Source organism: Bradyrhizobium sp. GW821-FHT13H05, from assembly GCF_058804065.1.
In genome coordinates, this window is record NZ_JBXAPO010000007.1 from 118,624 (window position 1) to 138,326 (window position 19,703).

At 65.1% G+C, this 19,703-nt stretch carries 17 protein-coding genes; 8 read left to right on the plus strand and 9 right to left on the minus strand.

Annotated elements, in window-relative coordinates; translation table 11 throughout:
• Window positions 1-97: 97 nt before the first annotated feature.
• On the plus strand, window positions 98-970 hold the full coding sequence (locus AC1RR3_RS22275; RefSeq protein WP_492825256.1) for a DUF3280 domain-containing protein: 873 nt from the start codon (window positions 98-100) through the stop codon (window positions 968-970).
• Window positions 971-1,018: 48 nt separating this feature from the next.
• On the opposite strand, the gene AC1RR3_RS22280 is transcribed toward AC1RR3_RS22275, so the two are convergent.
• The 3 genes from AC1RR3_RS22280 to AC1RR3_RS22290 are packed head-to-tail and all read right to left on the minus strand — an operon-like array spanning window position 1,019 to window position 4,056.
• Entirely contained in the window at window positions 1,019-2,050 is a 1,032-nt protein-coding gene (locus AC1RR3_RS22280) for an L-idonate 5-dehydrogenase (protein ID WP_492825257.1), read from the minus strand.
• A gap of 26 nt (window positions 2,051-2,076) precedes the next feature.
• Window positions 2,077-2,844, minus strand: coding sequence for an SDR family oxidoreductase (locus tag AC1RR3_RS22285; protein WP_492825258.1), 768 nt, complete (start codon window positions 2,842-2,844; stop codon window positions 2,077-2,079).
• Window positions 2,845-2,856: 12 nt separating this feature from the next.
• On the minus strand, window positions 2,857-4,056 hold the full coding sequence (locus tag AC1RR3_RS22290; protein WP_492825259.1) for a mandelate racemase/muconate lactonizing enzyme family protein: 1,200 nt from the start codon (window positions 4,054-4,056) through the stop codon (window positions 2,857-2,859).
• Between the two features lie 177 nt (window positions 4,057-4,233).
• Here AC1RR3_RS22290 and AC1RR3_RS22295 point away from each other — a divergent pair, with 177 nt between their 5' ends.
• Together AC1RR3_RS22295 and AC1RR3_RS22300 are read left to right on the plus strand one after the other, a co-directional pair.
• A complete protein-coding gene (locus tag AC1RR3_RS22295) occupies window positions 4,234-5,001 on the plus strand; it encodes a GntR family transcriptional regulator (RefSeq protein WP_492825260.1) in 768 nt (255 codons plus the stop codon).
• A 77-nt stretch (window positions 5,002-5,078) separates the two neighbouring features.
• Window positions 5,079-6,443 carry an MFS transporter gene (locus AC1RR3_RS22300; RefSeq protein WP_492825261.1) on the plus strand — a complete coding sequence of 455 codons (1,365 nt, stop codon included), beginning with the start codon at window positions 5,079-5,081 and terminating at the stop codon, window positions 6,441-6,443.
• A gap of 66 nt (window positions 6,444-6,509) precedes the next feature.
• Here AC1RR3_RS22300 and AC1RR3_RS22305 read toward each other — a convergent pair whose 3' ends face one another.
• The 5 genes from AC1RR3_RS22305 to AC1RR3_RS22325 all read right to left on the minus strand — a co-directional run bounded on the left by AC1RR3_RS22305 (window position 6,510) and on the right by AC1RR3_RS22325 (window position 12,552).
• Window positions 6,510-6,749, minus strand: a complete 240-nt coding sequence (locus AC1RR3_RS22305) for a hypothetical protein (RefSeq protein WP_492825262.1) — start codon at window positions 6,747-6,749, stop codon at window positions 6,510-6,512.
• Between the two features lie 111 nt (window positions 6,750-6,860).
• Window positions 6,861-8,111: an arsenic transporter gene (locus tag AC1RR3_RS22310; protein WP_492825263.1), complete on the minus strand. Its 1,251-nt coding sequence runs from the start codon at window positions 8,109-8,111 to the stop codon at window positions 6,861-6,863.
• A gap of 25 nt (window positions 8,112-8,136) precedes the next feature.
• Window positions 8,137-9,411 carry an MFS transporter gene (locus AC1RR3_RS22315; RefSeq protein ID WP_492825264.1) on the minus strand — a complete coding sequence of 425 codons (1,275 nt, stop codon included), beginning with the start codon at window positions 9,409-9,411 and terminating at the stop codon, window positions 8,137-8,139.
• A 65-nt stretch (window positions 9,412-9,476) separates the two neighbouring features.
• Window positions 9,477-9,917 carry an EamA family transporter gene (locus AC1RR3_RS22320; RefSeq protein ID WP_492825265.1) on the minus strand — a complete coding sequence of 147 codons (441 nt, stop codon included), beginning with the start codon at window positions 9,915-9,917 and terminating at the stop codon, window positions 9,477-9,479.
• 157 nt (window positions 9,918-10,074) lie between these two features.
• Entirely contained in the window at window positions 10,075-12,552 is a 2,478-nt protein-coding gene (locus AC1RR3_RS22325; RefSeq protein WP_492825266.1) for a PAS domain-containing hybrid sensor histidine kinase/response regulator, read from the minus strand.
• A 221-nt stretch (window positions 12,553-12,773) separates the two neighbouring features.
• On the opposite strand from AC1RR3_RS22325, the gene AC1RR3_RS22330 reads away from it, so the two are divergent.
• The 4 genes from AC1RR3_RS22330 to AC1RR3_RS22345 all read left to right on the plus strand — a co-directional run bounded on the left by AC1RR3_RS22330 (window position 12,774) and on the right by AC1RR3_RS22345 (window position 17,402).
• Window positions 12,774-13,889 carry a zinc-binding metallopeptidase family protein gene (locus AC1RR3_RS22330; protein WP_492825267.1) on the plus strand — a complete coding sequence of 372 codons (1,116 nt, stop codon included), beginning with the start codon at window positions 12,774-12,776 and terminating at the stop codon, window positions 13,887-13,889.
• A 172-nt stretch (window positions 13,890-14,061) separates the two neighbouring features.
• Window positions 14,062-16,077, plus strand: a complete 2,016-nt coding sequence (locus AC1RR3_RS22335; RefSeq protein WP_492825268.1) for an acetyl-CoA carboxylase biotin carboxylase subunit — start codon at window positions 14,062-14,064, stop codon at window positions 16,075-16,077.
• 162 nt (window positions 16,078-16,239) lie between these two features.
• Window positions 16,240-17,106 carry an isocitrate lyase/PEP mutase family protein gene (locus tag AC1RR3_RS22340; protein ID WP_492825269.1) on the plus strand — a complete coding sequence of 289 codons (867 nt, stop codon included), beginning with the start codon at window positions 16,240-16,242 and terminating at the stop codon, window positions 17,104-17,106.
• Entirely contained in the window at window positions 17,103-17,402 is a 300-nt protein-coding gene (locus tag AC1RR3_RS22345; RefSeq protein WP_492825270.1) for an acylphosphatase, read from the plus strand. The genes AC1RR3_RS22340 and AC1RR3_RS22345 overlap by 4 nt, the downstream gene beginning before the upstream one ends.
• A 68-nt stretch (window positions 17,403-17,470) precedes the next feature.
• Here the strand turns inward: AC1RR3_RS22345 and AC1RR3_RS22350 are convergent, their stop codons facing one another.
• The gene (locus tag AC1RR3_RS22350) at window positions 17,471-18,991 is read right to left on the minus strand and encodes a PAS domain-containing sensor histidine kinase (RefSeq protein WP_492825271.1); all 1,521 of its coding nucleotides are present in this window, start codon (window positions 18,989-18,991) and stop codon (window positions 17,471-17,473) included.
• Between the two features lie 154 nt (window positions 18,992-19,145).
• Between AC1RR3_RS22350 and AC1RR3_RS22355 the strand changes: the two genes are divergently transcribed.
• Window positions 19,146-19,703: a GbsR/MarR family transcriptional regulator gene (locus AC1RR3_RS22355; RefSeq protein WP_212486519.1), complete on the plus strand. Its 558-nt coding sequence runs from the start codon at window positions 19,146-19,148 to the stop codon at window positions 19,701-19,703.

Below are 19,703 nucleotides of genomic sequence, written 5' to 3' on the forward strand. Positions count from 1 at the left end.
GTCGTGAAATTTTCCCGGCTGCGGTCGGGACTAGCCCTGCTGCAAGGCCTGAGGTTGCTGTCCAGATTGCAGCGCCATTCCATTGCACGAGGCCCGCATGCGCTGCACCAAGTCGATGCTCTCTGCTTTTCTCCTCTTCGTCCTCCCGGCGGCTCATTCGCCGGCGGGCGCCGAGGCCGCCATCGGAATTGCCATGGACGATTTCAGCTACACCGATACGTCGGCCGAGCCGGCCAACCAGACTGCGGCCCACGAGCGGCGGCTGGCGGCATTCATGGCCGCGCTCAGGCGCGATATCGGCGCGGACCAGCGCTACCGGCTGGCGTTGTCGGCCCAGGACGGGGCGGCATTCAAGGTCATCGGCGGCATCCAGAAGACCAGCACGCTGGTGCAATGGGCCAAGGTCGCCGTGATCGACGTCGGCGCGAAGAAGGTCGTGATGGACAAGCTCTACACCTTCCGCGGCGACAATGATGAATCATGGGAGCGGGCCGAGATGTTCGTGTCGCGCGAGGTCATCGCGGCGCTCGGCACACCCGCGCCGATCGCGCTTGCCGTGTTCGATTTCGAACTGGAGGATACGACCGCCGCCTCGGCGGGCGCGTCAGCCGCATCAGATGCGTCGTATCTCGCCGAGGTCACCGGCAGCGTGCGCGAGGCGCTGGGCCAGTCCGGCCGCTACCGCATCGTCGATGTCGCCAGGGCAAGCGGCGAGGCGAAGACGCGCGCGTTGCGCGACTGCAATGGCTGCGAGGCGGCGATCGCGCAAAAGCTCGGCGCGGAGCAGTCGCTGATCGGCGTGGTGCGGCGGGTCAGCCGCACCGAATACACGCTCGGCTTCCAGGTTCGCGACGCCAGGACCGGCGCGGTGCTGTCGCGCGGCGACAGCGGCTTGCGCCTGGGCGCGGACTATTCCTGGAAGCGCGGCGCGGTCCGGCTGGTCAGCGAACGGCTCGTCGAGAGCCGGTAGCGTGGTCCACCTCTCCCTACGGGAGAGGTGATGCAAGCCTCGCCGCATTCAGAACGTCAGCTGCACCTTCATCGACTGCGAGCGGTCGGTGGCAAGCTCGAAAGCGGCGACCGCGTTCTCGAACGGCATGGTGGCTGTGATCAGCGGCTTCACGTCGATCAGGCCTTCGCCCATCAGCCGCACCGCCAGCTCGAACTCGGGGTCGAAGCGGAAGGTGCCGCGAAGCTGCAATTCCTTGGCGACGATGGCGTTGATCGGCAGCGTCATCTCGCCGCCGAGGCCGAGCTGCACCAGCGTGGCGCCGGGCCTGAGCACGTCGAGCGCGGCGCGAAGTGCGGCCTGATTGCCGGAGGCTTCGAACAGCGTGTCGAACACGCCCTTGCCAGCGCGCCAGGGATCGAGTGCGGTGGCATGGGTCGCGACGTTGATGGCGTGGGTCGCGCCGAGCTTTTTGGCAACCGCGAGCGGCGCATCGGCAACATCAGTCACCACGATCTCCGAGGCGCCGCCGAAGCGCGAGACCAAGATCATCAGCGCGCCGATCGGGCCGCAGCCGGTGATCAGCACGCGCTTGCCGAGCAGGGGGCCGGCCTGCTTGCCCGCATGCAGGCACACCGCGAGCGGTTCGGCGACCGCGGCCTCTGCCAGCGACAGCTTGTCGGAGATCGGCACGGCCTGCGTCGCGTCGACGGTGATGAACTCGCGAAAACCGCCCTGCACATGGGGAAAACGCATCGCGCTGCCGAGGAAGCGCATGTCGAGGCACTGGTTGCGTAGGCCTTCCTGGCAATGCAGGCACTGGCCGCACGGCTTGCTCGGATTGACCGCAACGCGCGCGCCCGGCTTGACGTTGGTGACGCCGTCACCGACCGCCGCAACCACGCCGGCGATCTCATGGCCCAGCGCCATCGGCTGCTGGATGCGCACCACGCCGAAGCCGCCGTGATGATAGTAGTGCAGGTCGGAGCCGCAGATGCCGCCATTGGCGATCTTGACGCGGACCTCGCCCGGGCCGGGCGCCGTGTCAGGATAGGTGTCGATCCGTAGGTCCTTCGGGGCGTGAATGACGACGGCGCGCATGGTCTCGTTCCCTCAGCGTTTCGCGATCACATCGCGGCGATCATGCCGCCATCGACATAGATGATCTGGCCGTTGACGTAGGTGGAAGCATCGGAGGCGAGGAAGATCGCGGCGCCGACCAGCTCGTCCGGTCTGCCCCAGCGCTTGGAGGGGATGCGGCCCATCAGCCAGTTGTTGAAATCGGTGTTGTTGACCAGCGCCTCGTTCATGTCGGTCAGCATGTAGCCGGGGCCGATCGCGTTGGCCTGGATGCCGTGCTGGGCCCATTCCACCGCCATCGAACGGGTCAGGTTCTTGATGCCGCCCTTCGCCGCGGTGTAGGGCGCGATGGTCGGACGTGCGAGCTCGCTGCCGAGCGAGCCGATATTGATGATCTTGCCGCGCTTGCGCGGGATCATGCGCTTGCCGGCCTCGCGGCCGATCACGAAGGCGCTGGTGAGGTCGGTCTCGATCACCTTGCGCCACTCGTCGGTGGTGAACTCGACCAGCGGCTTGCGGTGCTGGATGCCGGCATTGTTGACGAGAATGTCGACCGCGAGCCCTTCGCGGTCGAAACGCTCGAAGGCGGCGACGATCGCAGGCTCATCGGTCACGTTGAACGCCGCACCCTCGGCCTGATGTCCGGCGGCGCGAAACTCGGCGACGGCCTGCTCGACGCGCTTGGGATCGACACCGTTGATGATCACCTTTGCGCCGGCCTTGGCCATGCCCTCGGCAATGGCGCGGCCGAGCCCGCGGGAGGAGCCGGTCACGAGTGCGGTGCGGCCGGACAAATCGAACAGGGCAGTGCTCATCTCAAAGAATCCTCAGACGTTGGAACGGCGCACGGTCAGATCGGAGCGCTCGAATACGGCGGGCAGAAGGTCGACGCCAAGGCCGGGCCCTTCCATCGGATAGACGTAGCCGTCCTTGATCACGGGCATCGTGGTGACGAGCTCGTTGTACCAGCCCCTGTAGAAGGCGCGCACCGATTCCTGGATCAGCGTGTTGGGCTGGCTGAACGACATGTGGATGGCCGCGATGAAGCCGATCGGACCGATGCAATCATGCGGCGCGAAGGGCCGGTGATAGGTCTCGGCCATCGCCGCGATCTTGCGGCCTTCGGTGAGGCCGCCGGTCCAGCACAGATCGGCCATCACCACATGCATGGCGTCGCGGTCGAGCATGTCCTTGTAGGGGAAGCGTGAGCCCAGCGTCTCGCTGGCGCAGACCCAGACGTCGGTCGAGCGGGCGTATTCGGCGAGCGCCTGCGGCGAGTTCATCCGGATCGGGTCTTCGTACCAGGTCGGCTTGTACGGCTCGAGCGCGCGCGCGATCTGCTTGGCGGTCGGCAGGTTCCAGAGCGAATGGAGCTCGACCATGATCTCCATCTTGTCGCCGACGGCCTTGCGGATCTTCTCGAACGGTTCGATCGCCTTCTTCATCTGCGCGGCGGTGATGTAGAGGCCCTTGTTCTCCTGCGCCGCCGGATCGAACGGCCAGATCTTCATCGCGGAGATGCCGCTCTCCAGCAGGCTTTCGGCCAGCGCGTCGGCGTGGTGCATGAAGCCGTCGAGGTCTTCATAGGGCCCCTTGGACGCGCCGAGATTCCAGTTGGCGACCGGGCTGATATTGGTGGAGCGGACATATTGCGTGCCGGCACAGGTGTTGTAGATGCGCTGCTTGTCGCGGCAGAGGCCGCCGAGCATCTGATGCACCGGTTGATTGCAGACCTTGCCGAACAAATCCCATAGCGCGATGTCGATTGCGGAGGCCGCGCGATATTCGACGCCGGTCGAGGACTGCGCCATCGGCAGGTTCAGCATGTCGCGATGGATGGCTTCGATGTGCAGGGGATTGCGGCCGAGCAGGCGGCCGGCAAAGGTGTCGTGGATCTGCGCTTCGACTGCGCCGGCGCCATAGAAGGTTTCGCCGAGACCGATCATGCCCGTGTCGGTGTGGACGCGCACCCAGATGACGTTGGAAAATTCCTCGGTGCGCAGCGTCTCGATCGACGTGATCTTCACGGCAACAATCCTCCCATCACCGGCGCCTCGCGCCTGACGTCTCATTTTGCGCTGCAACATGTTGCAGATCGCGCGAAAGTCTTACGCCTGCTTGTAATATATCACAACATGTTTTAAGGGTGCCACAAATAAGGCGCCGCCCTGCAAGGGACAACGCAGGCCGACGGGGAGGACAACATGGCACGGCGCAAGCGCGCGCTCGAGGTGGTGAGAAACGAGGACGACGGCGAGGGCAAGCCCTCCCGGCGCAACCGTCTCAACTTCTTCGAGATGGCCTATCAGAGGATCGAAGAGCTCCTCGTTCATTGCGAGCTCAAGCCCGGCCAGTTCATGACGATGCTGGAATTGCAGCAGATCACAGGCTTCGGCCGCACGCCGGTGCATCACGCGGTCAATCGTCTCTCCGCCGACACGCTCATCGTCATCCGTCCCCGCCACGGTCTGCACATCGCGCCAATCGATCTGGCACGTGAGCGGATGCTGCTGGCCTTGCGCCGAGACATGGAACGCTTTGTGGTCCGGCTTGCCGCCGATCGCGCCAGCCTGTCGCATCGCAATCAGGCGCTGCACATCGAGCGTCTGTTACGCGAACGCCGCGCCACTCTGACCCTCGACGAATTCAACAGCATCGACCGCCGCATCGACGCGCTGGTGCTCGAAGCCGCCGGCGAGCCGTTCCTGGTGCACACGCTGCGGCCGTTGCACACGCTCTACCGCCGCATCGGCTACATCCATCACCGCTTCATGCCGGGCCAGACCGATCTGTCAGGCACGATCGATCATCATCTCGCCATTCTTGCAGCTGTTGCCGGCCGCCGCGTCGACGACGCCGTGAAGGCGAGCGATGCGCTGATCGACTACATGGACCAGATGTTCACGGGCATGGAGGCGGGGATCGATCCGCGCCTGCTCGATTGCAGCATCGAGCCGCTGCTTGGCGCTTAAAGGGACTTGGCGCTTAAAGGGACTTGGCGCCCAAAAATGACTTGGCGCGTAAAAGAGTTTTGAAGAGAGGACCAAAGATGTCGACAATGGCCATGCCACAACCGACCGCGAGCGAAGCCGCGGTTCGCTACCTGATCACGAACTACAGTCCCAAGGGTAACAAGGTCGGCTGGCTGATGATGGCCTCGATCCTGGTCGAGGCGTGGGACCTCTATTCGATCGCCTTCGTGCTGATCTTCATCAAGGAGCAGTACAATCCCGACCCGCTGATGCTGGGTCTCGCCGCCGCCGGCACGCAGGGCGGCGCGCTGATCGGTGCGCTGCTCGGTGGCTGGCTGTCCGACAAGATCGGCCGCCGCGTCATGTTCCTGGTGACGATGGTGATGTTCATCGTGCTGGCGCTGGCGCAGGCCTTCGTGCCGAACGTGACCTGGCTCATCGTGATCCGCTTCCTGCTCGGCATTCCGCTCGGCTCGGACATCTCGACCGGCTACACCTACATCATGGAATCCATGGCCAAGGGTGAGCGCGAGGTCATGGGCAACCGCTGGCAGTTCATGTTCGCCGTCGGCGAGGTGCTGACGATCGGCGTCATCGTGGTCTTCCTGCTGCTCGACATCCATCACGAGACGCTGTGGCGCGTGACGCTCGGCCTCGGTGCGCTGCCGGCGCTGATCATCCTGATCATGCGCCACGACGTGCCGGAGACGGCGGTGTGGCTGGTGCAGAAGGGGCGATTCCGCGAGGCCAAGAAGGTCGCGCGCGAGATGTTCAACGACGATCTCGTCATGCTGCCGGACCAGGACGTGCAGGTGCCGAAGGTCAGCACCCGCGCCTTCATCGCCGATCTCAAGAAGGACCCGATCCGCTGGCGCGCCACGGTCTACGGCTGGATCGCCTGTTTCGCGCAAGGCAGCGAGTTCTCGACCTTCGCGTTCTACCTGCCGGTGCTGTTTGTGATGGTCGGCGTGTCGAGCGTGCTCGGCATCAATCTGGTGACGATGGCGCTGTTCAGCTTCGCCGCTCTGTCCGGCTGGGTCGGCCCGCTGCTGACGCCGAAGATCGGCCATCGCGGCATCGCGATCGCCGGCTTCGGCATCGTGCTGGCCTCGCTGCTGGTCGCGGCTTTCGCGCTCTACACCGACAACAAGATCCTGCTGCCGTTCGCGGCCGCGGCCATGTTGTGGGGCCATTATTGGGACGCGTCGAACTGCATGACGATCCCGACCATGGTCGCCAAGCCGAAATATCGCGGCACCGCCAGCGGCTTCGCCTATATGTTCGTGAAGCTGCCGTCGTTCCTGGCGATCTTCCTGTTCCCGACGGTGTTCGCCGCGATCGGGCAGGCGAATGCCACGCTGATGGTCGCGATCTTCCCGCTGATCGGATTGCTTGCGGCCATCTTCATCCTGCCGGAAGTCTACGGCTACGAGAACGACTGATTAAGCGTGACCCGATCGCGGCCGTCATGGCCGCGATCGGGACTCCCTTAGGATATGCCGCGGCGACTACGGGCTCAGGAAGATCGGATCAATTCCGGTCGCCCCATGGCCGAGCAGGCCGACTGCCTGAAGCTGGGCGCTGTGCAGGTCGATTTGTACGATGGCAAACAGGGTCAGCAGCGCCACGACGGAGACGACGAGCAGAGGGTGGGACGTCTCCGCCCCGCCGTTAGCGGGCGCGATGAAGCCCTGAATTTCGCGACGCAGGGAAAAGCTCTGCGGCAGCGCCTTTGATTGAATCTGCATGATGAACCTTCCTTGCCGCGGCATGTCTCGATCACGCGGCAACTGAACTTTAGCCGTGGTCGCGCCCTCGGCATTGATGCACCGCAAACCGCTGCGCTTGATTGGCCGCGGCTACCTGATCGCAGCAGCCAGCGCGGCGATCAGAGCGGGCGGTGTTACCAGCATACCGAGCTTGAGGAACGGCCAGGCGCCGACTTCGATCTTCTCGCGTCGTAGCGCGACCAGCCACAAGATGGTCGCGAGCGATCCCGTCACCGACAGATTGGGGCCGAGATCGACGCCGATCAGGATGGCGCTGACGACGGGTGCGGGCAGATGATCGCTGGCGGCGACCGAGCCCGCGACGAGGCCGACCGGAAGATTGTTGGCGATGTTGTCGGCGATGGCGGTTGCGATGCCGACGCTCCAGGCAGCCTTCGGCACCGATTGTGCGACCGCCTGGTGCAGGAGTGCGCTGAGCTGGCCGATCACGCCTGTTTTCACCAGCGCTTCCACCATCACGAACAGCCCGCCGACCAGCGGCAGCACGCTCCACGACACGCCACGTAGCACGGGCAGAGGCGATTGCCGGCTGATCAGCAGCACGATGGTGGCCGTCGCCACGCCGCAGATGAAAGTCGGCAGGCCCAGTTGCGTGTCGCGCGCGGAGGCCGTGACCAGCACGATTCCGATGGCAACGATGCCCGCGGCCGTCAGCTTGCCGCCGCGGCCGAGCTTTGGATGCGGCACGCTCCGTGCAATCGTCCCGTCCTTCAGCGCGCGATGCTGCGTCAGGCGCAGCACGACATAGGTCAGCAGGATCGAGGCTGCCGAGGGCAGCGCGAACATCCGCAGCCATTCGGTCAACTGCGGCATGCGCGCGCCGAACACGACGAGATTGGCAGGGTTCGAGATCGGCAGCACGAAGCTTGCGGCATTGGCGATGAAAGCACAGACGAACAGATAAGGCAGCGGCTTGGCGCCGGCGGCGCGCGTTGCGGCGTAGACGGCGGGCGTCAGCACGATCGCGGTGGCGTCGTTGGAGAGCAGCACGGTGACGACCGTGCCGACGAGATAGATCAGCAGGAACAGCCGCTGTGGCGAGCCGTCTGCATATTCCACCGCGAGCGCGGCGAGATAGTCGAACAGGCCCTCGAGCCGGGCGAGCTCGGCAATCAGCATCATGCCGATCAGGAACAGATAGACGTCGAGGCCCTTCTCGATGCCGACGAGCGCGTCCTGCCACGGCAGGAAACCGAACAGCACGAGGGCGCCGGCGCCGATGACCGCCCAGATCGCCTCGGGCAGGGATAAGGGGCGGATGATGACGCCTGCGGTGGCGGCTGCGATGATGCTCCAGGCCCAGATGGCGTCAGACGGCACGTTCAGTCCTTGAGGTTTGGTCGGTTCATTCGGCAGCGATAACCGATGCGGGAGCCGCTGTCTTCCCCTGCGCCCGCAAGGCGCCATGCCGCGTCTCGGGCAGGGCGAGGAGGCAGACGACGGCGCCGATCGCCGCAACCGCGCCGAGCGTGATGAACGCCGCGCTGTAGCCGGCGCCGACCACGACGAAACCGGCCAGCGTTGTCGACAGCGCAGCCCCGATGCTCTGCGCGGTGATGACCGCGCCCTGCGCGACGTTGAAGCGGCCGGTGTTGCGCATGAGGTCGGCGACAATGACGGGGAAGATCGCGCCAAAAATACCGGCGCCGACGCCGTCGAGAAGCTGCACGCCGACCAACCAGAACGGATTGTCGGAGAAGGTGTAGAGCGCGCCGCGGATCGGCAGGATCAGCAATGCGGCAAGGAAGAACCGCTTGTGGCCCCAGCTATCGGCCTTTGCGCCGACCAGCATTGCGAACGGCACCATTACCAGCTGCGCGGCGACGATGCAGGCCGACATCAGGCTGGTGCCCATGTTCTTGTCTTGCAGGGCGAGCTTCTGTCCCACCAGCGGCAGCATCGCCGCGTTGGAGAGGTGAAACAGCGCCGTGCAGATCGCGAAGACGAGCAGGGGGCGGCAGGTCAGGAGCATCGCGAGACCTGAGGGCTGGTCCTGTTGGTTGCCTGCGTCGGCGTCGTGCAGCCCGCGCGCGAGGTCGTGATCGATGGCTCGTTCCGGAATTGCAAGAATGCTCACGAGGCTCGCAATCGCCATGGCGGCGAGAAGGTAGAACACGACGGTCGGGCCGAACCAGTAAGCGCTGAGGCCCGCGAGCCCGGCCGCAACGGCGTTGCCGGCGTGATTGAACGTCTCGTTGCGGCCGATCCGCCGGGTGAAGGCGGCGTGGCCGAAGATGCCGAGCGAGACGGCGGCGATCGCAGGCGGAAAGATGACAGCCGCGGCTTGTGCGAAGCCTTGCGAGATCGCGACTGGCAGGAAACCCGGAAACAGCGGCAGCGAGAGTGAGGCGAGCGTCACCATGATGGCGGCGATCACCATCACCAGACGCTTTGCCCGCGTGGCATCGACCAGCGCGCCGGCCGGCGTCTGCGCCACGATGCCGGCGATGGTCGCGATCGACATCACGAGGCCGATACGCGCCTCGTCCCAATGCTGCTCGGTGAGGAGATAGACGGCGAGATAGGGACCAAGTCCGTCGCGGACATCAGCGAGGAAGAAATTGGCCGCGTCCAGCGCGCGGCCTGCCTGCTTTGCCTGGTCGGGGTCTTGGCTCGACATCGGTGCCTCGATCGAGGCGAGAAGCGCCCCGGCAGGAACGGATCTCACGCCAACTTTGTTCCGCCCTAGAACTTCACGGCCAGCAACACCGCGCCGGCGCCGATCATGGCGATGCCGACCCAGCCCTGCGACGTCGGACGTTCGCCGAGAAAGGCAAAGGCGAAGAGAGCGACCAGCACAACGCTGAGCTTGTCGATCGGCGCCACCAGCGTGGCGGGGCCGAGCTTCAGGGCGCGGAAGTAACAGAGCCAGGACGCGCCAGTCGCAAGTCCCGACAGCACCAGGAACAGCCAGGTCTTTGAGGAGACCGACGACGGCACCGCGAATTGTCCGGTGAAGAACAGCAGCACCGAGAAGGCGAGCAGCACCACGATGGTGCGGATGAAGGTGGCGAGATCCGGATTGATGTTCTCGACGCCGACCTTGGCGAAGATCGCGGTCAGCGCGGCAAAGCAGGCGGAGAGCAGCGCCCAGGTCTGCCAGGCTGAGAGGAGGGCGGGTTTCATGTCGTATGAACCTGTTAGAGTGCTGCTGTGTCACCACGCCGTCATTGCGAGGAGCGAAGCGACGAAGCAATCCAGAATCTTTCCGCGGAGGCAGTCTGGATTGCTTCGCTGCGCTCGCAATGACGGAGTCTTTGGCGGCTTCCTGCGCTTAAAGCACTCACCGCGCCACCGACAGCTTCTCCGTGATCGCCTTCCGCAAAATCCGCGACAGCGACTCCACCGAATACGGCTTCTGGATCAATTCGAACCCGCGGTGCGCGTTCTCCGCGAGCACGTTGCTGTAGCCAGAGGTGAGCACGACGGGCAGGCCCGGATAGCGCTCGCGGATGATTCCGGCGAGCTCGACGCCGTTCATGCCGGGCATGATGACGTCGGAGAAGACGAGATCGACAGCGAACTCGTTCTCGCCAAGGATCGCAAGGGCTGCGTTGGCGTTGGCGACGCGGCGGACGACATAACCGAGGTCTTCCAGCAGTTCGGTCGAGAACTGGCCGACATCGTCATTGTCCTCGACCACGAGCACGCGATAGCCGCGCCCGGTGGTTGCGGCCTCGCTGGTCAGTGCTGTGCCTTCTTTCTCAGCCGCCGGGCTCTGCGCCTGCGGCAGGTAGATCGTGAAGGTCGCGCCTTTGCCTTGCGTGCTCGCTACCTCGATGTCGCCCTCGGACTGCTTCGCGAAGCCGAAGGCCTGGCTGAGGCCGAGACCGGTGCCCTTGCCGACCTCCTTGGTGGTGAAGAATGGCTCGAAGATCGAGTCGAGATGTTCCGGCGCAATGCCGCTGCCGGTGTCCGTCACCGAAATCGCGACATAGTCGCCGCCGCGCGCCGACTGTGCGCGCAGGCTCGGAATGCCCTGCACCTTGCGCACGGCGATGGTGAGGCGGCCTTCGCCGTCCATGGCGTCGCGGGCGTTGATGGCGAGGTTGATCAGCGCCGTCTCGAACTGCGCGATATCGGCGACGGTGAAGCAGTCGGGATCCGCAACCTTCACCGCGATCTCGATGCGGCCGCCGACCAGCGGCCGGACCAGTTGCGCGACGCCCTCGACCTGGCTGCCGACGTTGAAGATCTGCGGCTTCAGCGGCTGCCGGCGCGCAAACGCCAAAAGCTGCGCGGTCAGTTTCGAGGCGCGTTCGACAGTGTCCGAGATGGCGTCGACATAGCGGCGGCGGCGCTCCTCCGGCAATTCGCGCCGGCGCAGGAAGTCGGTCGCCGAGCGGATGATGGTGAGGAGATTGTTGAAATCGTGGGCGACGCCGCCGGTCAGCTGGCCGATCGCCTCCATCTTCTGCGACTGCCGCAGCGCTTCCTCGCCGCGACGGCGCTCGGTGATGTCGACCAGTTCCGGTACCGCGCCGGTGATCTTGCCGTGGCGGTCGAGCACGGGGCGCATGCCGAATTCGAAATCACGCTCGCCGATCGGAAGGCGCAGCCGCATCTCCATCCGCACCGCCTCGCCGGTGAGCACGGTGTCGAAGGCCTCACGTACGGCGGTGCTCATGCCGTTTGTACCGGTGAACCAGGGCGTGTCCCAGAACGGCTTTCCAGTCACGTCCGAAGAGCTCGCCTTGATGCCGTCGAGCGCAGTCTTGTTGGCGTAGAGCAATTCTCCCTTGAGATTGACCAGGCCCTGATACTGGTTGCTGGTCCCCAAAATCGCGCGCAACCGCGCCTCGTTGGATTCGAGCTCGGCGGTGCGCTCGACGATGCGCTCTTCGAGGGTTTCGTTGAGCTGCCGCAGCTCGATCTCGGCCTGCTTGGCGACGGTGATGTCGTGGGCGACGCCGATGAAGCCGATATGCTTGCCGGTCGGGTCCCAGCGCGGCTGCGATTCCGAGCGCAGCCAGCGCCATTCGCCGCTGGCGTTCTTGTAGCGCGCTTCCAGCACGAACGGCTTCAGCGAGGCTTCACCCTGGACGGATTGCTGGAGCACATGCGGCAGGTCGTCCGGATGCAGCACCTTGCGCCAGTCGAAATCGATCGCCTCATCGTAGGGCAGGCCGACGAAGTCGACATAGGCCTGGTTGGCGAAGGACCGCTTGCGGTCGAGTTTCGTCACCCAGATCGGCACCGGCGCGCTGTCGGCGATCAGCCGGAAGCGTTCCTCGCTCTCGCGCAGCGTCTCACGCGCCAGTGCCTGGTTTGTGATGTCGATATGGGCGCCGACGAGGCGGATGGCGCGGCCGTCGTTGTCACGCTCGATCTTGGCGACGACGCGGATCCAGCGGGTCTCGCCATCGCTCGGACGGATGATGCGGTATTCGGCGGTGTAATCCTCGCTGGTCCCGGAAAGGGCCTCTAGGAAATGTTTGACGGTCGCATCACGGTCATCAGGATGAATGCGGCCGACCCAGTCCTCGTGCGCTTCGTCGGCGGCCTCGGGAGGCAGGCCGTGGAGCATCAGGTATTCAGGTGAGCGGCGGTTTCTGAAACCCTCGCGGAAATCGACCTCGAGGCCACCGACCTTGCCGATGCGCTGGATGCGCGCGAGCTCGGCCTCGCGCTCCTGGAGCGCGCGGTAGGCATTGTCGCGCTCGCGCGCAACGTCTTCGAGGTGCTGGCGCAGCCGTTCGGCGGCGATGGTCTCTGGTAGGGGATCGTTCAAGGCGTCGGCCGTTGTGATGCGTGTGCGCACGTGCCGGACCGATATTCACACAGACAAAGCGCGATAGCCATTGCTCAAAAAGGGATCAATTGTCGAAAAGGGGCGGGTCAGCCTGAACGCGGAATGGTCCGGTCAGCCAACGGCGGGGCTGGCTATTTGTTCCTGATATTGGAACGATGCGTCTGCGGACGCGTCTTTGCGAGGCGCCACAACGCTCATTCATAAAACTCCGTTTCCGAAGAGGCTAAATCTTGAAGCTGTTTGTCTGCCAGTCCTGCGGCAACGTCCTTTATTTCGAGAACCGCGCCTGCGAACGCTGCGGCCATCGGGTCGCCTTCCTCCCGGAGAAGGAGACGATGTCGGCGCTCGAGCCCGACGGGGAAGGCTGGGCCACGCTCGCCGACACGGGCAAGGGGCGGATGCTGTGCCGGAATGCCGAGTACGATGCCTGCAACTGGCTGACCGATCCGGGCGATGCAAACGGATATTGTCGCGCCTGCCGCCATAACGGCATGGTGCCTGATCTGTCCGAACCGGCTCAACTCGCCGGCTGGCGCGAGCTGGAGGTGGCAAAACACCGGCTGTTCTATTCCCTGATCCGCTGGAAGCTGCCGCTCCAGAACCGGCTGGACAATCCCGGGCACGGCCTGATCTTCAACTTCCTCGCCGACGATCCGGACAGCGGGCAGAAGGTCATGACCGGCCATGACAACGGCCTGATCACCATCGCGCTCACCGAAACCGACGGCATCGAGCGCGAGCGGCGCAGGCTGGAGATGGGCGAGCCCTACCGGACACTGCTCGGGCATTTCCGCCACGAGGTCGGACATTATTTCTGGGATGTGCTGGTCCGGGATGGCGGCAAGCTGGAAGAATGCCGCGCTGTATTCGGCGACGATTCGGCCGATTACGGCCAGGCCTTGCAGCGCCATTATGCCGAAGGCGCGCCGCCGGACTGGCAGCAGGACTATGTCTCGGCCTACGCCACGACGCATCCCTGGGAGGATTTCGCCGAGACCTGGGCGCACTATCTCCACATCGTCGACACCCTGGAGATGGCCTCCGAGTTCGGCATGGAGGTGCGGCCGCGGGTCGACCGCGACGGAGAGTTGTCGACGCGGATCCGTTTCAACCCCTACGAGGCAAGGGACATCCAGACGCTCGTCGACGCATGGCTGCCCTTCACCTTCGCCATGAACAGCGTCAATCGCGCCATGGGCGCGCGCGATCTCTATCCGTTCATCCTGTCTCCGGCGGTCGTGGCGAAACTGGGCTTCATTCACGGCCTGGTCCGGGACGCGGCCAAGTCGGAGTCCAAGTCCGAGTCCAAGTCCGAGTCCAAGCCCGAGAAGGCCAGGAAGCCGTAGGGCGCCCGAGGGGCGCCGGTCGGGTTTCGGTCTTGCGCTGGTACGCCAGAGGGACGGGATTTAGACCGTTGCCTCCGGCCCATTTTGATGTACCACGGAGGCCACACGGCCCGTCCCAGAGGCCCCAAAGGCCGGGGAAGGGTCCCGCCCAAGGTCGAGATTCAAGAAAAGCATGTTCAAGAAGATCCTGATCGCCAATCGCGGCGAAATCGCCTGCCGGGTCATCAAGACTGCCCGCCGGATGGGAATTCAGACGGTTGCGGTCTATTCCGAGGCCGACCGCGATGCCCTCCATGTCGAGATGGCCGATGAGGCCGTGCTGATCGGCCCGCCCGCGGCGGCCGAGAGCTATCTAGTGATCGAGAAGATCGTCGAAGCCTGCCGCAAGACGGGCGCGCAGGCCGTGCATCCCGGTTACGGCTTCCTCTCCGAGCGCGAGGCGTTTCCGCGCGCGCTGGAAGCCGCCGGCATCGTCTTCATCGGCCCGAACCCGGGCGCGATCGCGGCGATGGGCGACAAGATCGAATCCAAGAAGGCCGCCGCCAAGGCCAAGGTCTCGACCGTGCCCGGCTATCTCGGCGTCATCGAGGACGACAAGCACGCCGTCCGCATCTCCGACGAGATCGGCTACCCCGTGATGATCAAGGCCTCCGCCGGCGGCGGCGGCAAGGGCATGCGCATCGCCCATTCGAAGTCCGAGGTCGCCGAGGGCTTCAACCTCGCCAAGGCCGAGGCCAAGGCCTCGTTCGGCGACGACCGTGTTTTCGTCGAGAAGTTCATCGTCGATCCCCGCCACATCGAGATCCAGGTGCTGGGCGACAAGCACGGCAACGTGATCTATCTCGGCGAGCGCGAATGCTCGATCCAGCGCCGCAACCAGAAGGTCATCGAGGAGGCGCCGTCGCCGCTGCTCGACGAAGCCACCCGCCGCAAGATGGGCGAGCAGGCGGTCGCGCTGGCGAAGGCCGTGAATTACGACTCTGCCGGCACCGTCGAATTCGTCGCAGGCCAGGACAAGAGCTTCTTCTTCCTGGAGATGAACACACGCCTCCAGGTCGAGCATCCCGTCACCGAGCTCGTCACCGGCGTCGACCTCGTCGAGCAGATGATCCGCGTTGCCGCCGGCGAGAAGCTTGCGCTCACGCAGAAGGACGTCACGCTCAAGGGCTGGGCCGTGGAATCGCGCCTCTACGCCGAGGATCCGTTCCGCAACTTCCTGCCCTCGATCGGGCGTCTGGTGAAGTATCGCCCGCCGGCCGAAGTTAGCAAGGACGGCATCACCGTGCGCAACGACACCGGCGTGCAGGAGGGCGGCGAGATTTCGATCCATTACGATCCGATGATTGCGAAGCTCGTCACGCACGCGCCGTCGCGCGCGGCTGCGATCGAGGCGCAGGCGACCGCGCTGGACTCGTTCTATGTCGACGGTATCAGGCACAACATCCCGTTCCTGTCGGCGCTGATGCACCATCCGCGCTGGCGCGAGGGTAACCTCTCGACCGGCTTCATCGCGGAAGAATTCCCCAAGGGCTTTGCGGTGCGCGTGCCCGAAGGCGAGGTCGCGCGTCGCATCGCGGCGGTCGGCGCAGCCATCGATCACGTGCTCGGCGAGCGCAAGCGGCAGATCTCCGGCCAGATGGGCGGCCGCGTCGTGCAGCGCGAGCGCCGCCGCGCGGTCTGGCTCGATCGTCAGGAGATTGTGCTCGAGGTCGGCCGCGAGGGCGACGCGATCGCGATCCGCTTTGTCGATGCCGACGGCAAGGCCGGCAATGCACATCTGTTGCAGTCCGCATGGAAGCCGGGCGATCCGGTCTGGCAGGGCACCATCGACGGCCATGTCGTCGCGGTGCAGACGCGCCCGATCGCCAACGGCATCCGTCTCGCACATCAGGGCGTCGAGGTGCCGGTCTATGTCTGGACCGAAGCGGAGGCGGCGTCCGCGCGGCTGATGCCGGTGACGACGGCCTCCGACACCGGCAAGAAGCTGCTCTGCCCGATGCCCGGCCTCATCGTCTCGATCGCGGTGACCGAGGGGCAGGAGGTCAAGGCCGGCGAAACGCTTGCGGTGGTCGAAGCCATGAAGATGCAGAACGTGCTCCGCGCCGAGCAGGACGGCACCGTGAAGAAGGTCCACGCCAGCGCCGGCGCGACGCTCGCGGTGGACGCGCTGATCCTGGAGTTTGCGTAAGCATGAGTGGGGCAGGTGGTCTGCCCACGAGCACCGTCATTGCGAGGAGCCCTTGCGACGAAGCAATCCAGTCTGTCTCCACGGATGCATTTCTGGATTGCTTCGCTTCGCTCGCAATGACGGAGTATGCTGAGGCTTCCGTGATCTAACCGAGACAGCATCATGGCTTTCCGTTCCCGCCGCGAGAAACTGCGCTCCATCCTGTCGGGCGCAACTTGTGTCCATCCCGGCTCGGTCTATGACGCGATCTCGATCCGCATTGCCGAGGATCTCGCCTTCCCACTTGGCATGTTCGGTGGCTCGGTCGCCTCGCTCGCGGTGCTGGGCGATCCCGACATTACGCTGATCACGCTCACCGAGCTTGCCGAGCAGATGCGGCGGATGTCGCGCGCGTCCGCATTGCCGGTGCTGGTCGATGCCGATCACGGCTATGGCAATGCGCTCAACGTGCGCCGTACGGTGCAGGAACTGGAGACCGCGGGCGCCGCCGGCCTCACCATCGAGGACACGCTCTTGCCGGCCGCCTACGGCGAAGCGAAGACGCAGTTGATTTCGCTGGAGGAGGGCGTCGGCAAGATGAAGGCGGCGCTCGATGGCCGCGGCGATCCCTCGCTGGTCATCATGGGCCGTACCGGGGCTGCCTCGATCACGTCGCTCGACGATACCATCCGCCGCGCACAGGCCTATGAAGCGACCGGCGTCGACGCGTTGTTCTTCACCGGCATCAAGTCGCGCGCCGAGCTCGAGGCGATTGCAGCCGCGACGCGCCTGCCGATCGTGCTCGGTGGCGCGCCGGAGGAATTGAATGCGCCCGATTATCTCGCGACCCAGCGCGTGCGCATCGCGCTTCAGGGCCATGCGCCGATCGCGGCCGCGACGCAGGCCGTCCACGACGCGCTGAAGGCGCTGCGCGAAGGCACGCCGCCGAAGGCCCTCAAGGGCCTCGCATCGTCGGAATTGACCGCGCGCGTCACGCGTGAGGCCGAGACGAAGGCGCGCAGCGCCGACGTGCTCGGGCTGAAAAAATGAGCCAGGCGATCCTTCAGGTCATGATCCGCGGCCGCGTCCAGGGCGTCGGCTATCGGGCCTGGGTCGAGTATCAGGCCACCAATTGCGGGCTCGAAGGCTGGGTTCGCAACCGCCGCGACGGCAGCGTGGAAGCGCTGTTCGCGGGCCCGCCGAAGCATGTCGCCGACATGGTCGCGCTGTGCCGCCACGGCCCGCCGTCCTCGCGTGTGGACAGTGTGACAAGCGAGACGGCCAGTATGGATGAACTCAACCTGCGCAGGGCAGGGGAGGCGTTCTCGGTGCTGCCGACGGTGTGAGAGCCACACCTCGCCCCGCAGCGGCGGTGCGCTCCCTCGCCCCGTTCTTACGGGGAGAGGTGAAACGATCACCGCGGCAGCTTCGCGATCGCCTCGCTCAGCTCGTGGATCTCGTACGGCTTGCGCAGGATCGGGAAGTCGCCGCGGACGTCGGCGGCGGCCTCGCTGTAGCCGGTGGCGAGCAGGATCGGCAGGCCGGGGTGGACCCGGCGCAGATGATGGGCGAGGCTGAGGCCGTCCATCTTGCCAGGCATGACGATGTCCGAGAAGACGAAATCGACGCCGTTGTGCTCGAGCTCGCGCAGCGCCGACTCGGCGTCGGGAACGCGGCGGACACGGTAGCCGAGCTGCTCGAGCAGCCCGATGCTGACGACGGCGACGTCGGGATTGTCCTCGACCAGCAGCACCGTGCCGCTGCCGCGCAAGGGCATGGCCTCTGCGGTTTCCCGCATCGGCGCATCTGTTCCGCGCGGCAGCAGGATGGTGAAGGTCGTGCCCTTGCCGAGCTCGCTTGCGACCTTGACCGTGCCTCCGGCCTGATGCGTGAAGCCATGCACTTGCGACAGGCCGAGACCGGTGCCCTTGCCGATCGGCTTGGTCGTGAAGAACGGCTCGAAAATCTTGTCGACGACGTCGGAGGGAATGCCAAGCCCGGTGTCGGCGATGTCGATCGCCACGAACTCGCCGGTTAGAAGCGTGTCGTCCAGCACGACGTTGCGGGCGCTGATCGTCACCGTGCCGCCATCGGGCATCGCATCGCGGGCGTTGATGACGAGGTTGAGCAGCGCGGTCTCCAACTCGGAGGCGTCGGTCCTGATGGGCCAGACATCGCGGTCGATGTCGAAGGCAAGGCGCACGGAGCTGCCGACGCCTGCATCGAGCACCTCGCGGATTGCCGCGATGCGGTCGGGGAAATTGATTGCCTGCGGATTAACGCTCTGGCGCCGCGCGAAGGTGAGGAGCTGGCTGGTCAGCGCGGCGCCGCGCCTGGTCGCGGTCTCGATCGCCGAGATCGCGCGCTCGAGCCTGGTATCGTCCTCAGCGCTCCGCTTCATGATGTGGAGGCTGCCGCTGATGATCATCAGGAGGTTGTTGAAGTCGTGGGCGACGCCGCCGGTGAGCTGGCCAAGCGCGTCGAACTTCTGGGACTCGGCGAGCTGCTTCTGCATCGCCTCGAGCTTCACTTGCGTGTTGCGCCGCTCGGTGATGTCGCGCGTGATCTTGGCGAAGCCGATCAGCTCGCCGTCCTCGTAGATCGGGTCGATCACGACGCTGGCCCAGAAGAAGGTGCCGTCCTTGCGGACGCGCCAGCCATCCTCCTCGTAGCGGCCCTTGTCGCGGGCGATGCCGAGTGCGCGGGCGGGCTTGCCGTTGGCCCGGTCGGTCTCGGTGTAGAAGCGTGAAAAGTGCTGGCCGACGATCTCTTCGGACGAATAGCCCTTGATGCGCTCGCCGCCGATGTTCCAGCTGGTGACGATCCCCTTGGGGTCGAGCATGTACAGGGCGTAGTCCGCAACCCCTTCAACCAACAGCCGGAAACTGCGTTCGCTCTCGAACAAGTCTCTCTGCTGACTGGACTTTTTAACCATTCCCAAGACCCCGCCTCGATCGGTGCAAACGCTCTAGGGGTCGTTTGGTTCCCGTTCTCTGGGAAGTTTTTAGGCAAATACGGCAGACGGTATGCAGGGAAGGAGGCCGACCAGGGCTCTTGACACCCGATCGAACGTGTCAGATATTTCTGTCATGACAGAAATAACCGGAAAGAAGAAACTCCCCGCCGCCGTCGAGCGCTTCATCCTGCATTGGGGCGACATGGGGGACGGGTGGGGTGTCAACCGCTCGGTCAGCCAGATCCACGGTCTGCTCTATCTGGCGGAAGCGCCGATGACGGCCGAGGACATCGCCGACACGCTCGGCATGGCGCGCTCCAACGTCTCCAACTCGCTGAAGGAGCTGCTCGCCTGGAATCTGATCCGGCGGGTGCCGATTCTCGGCGACCGCCGCGACCATTACGAGGCCGAGACCGACATCTGGGAGGTCGCGGCGCGGATCGCGGCGCGGCGCAAGGAGCGGGAGCTCGATCCGGCGATCACGGCGCTGCGGGCCTGCGTGTCCGATGCCGCCGACGATCCCACCATCAATCCGGTCGCGAGCAAACGGCTGAAGGAGATGCTCGCCTTCACCGAGCTCGCCGACCACTGGTTCATGCAGATGCTGAAGGTGCCGCGGCCGCGGCTGGTCGCCTTGATGCGGCTTGGCGAGAAGATCGCCAATTTGCTGCCGCTGGGCAAAGCCAAATAG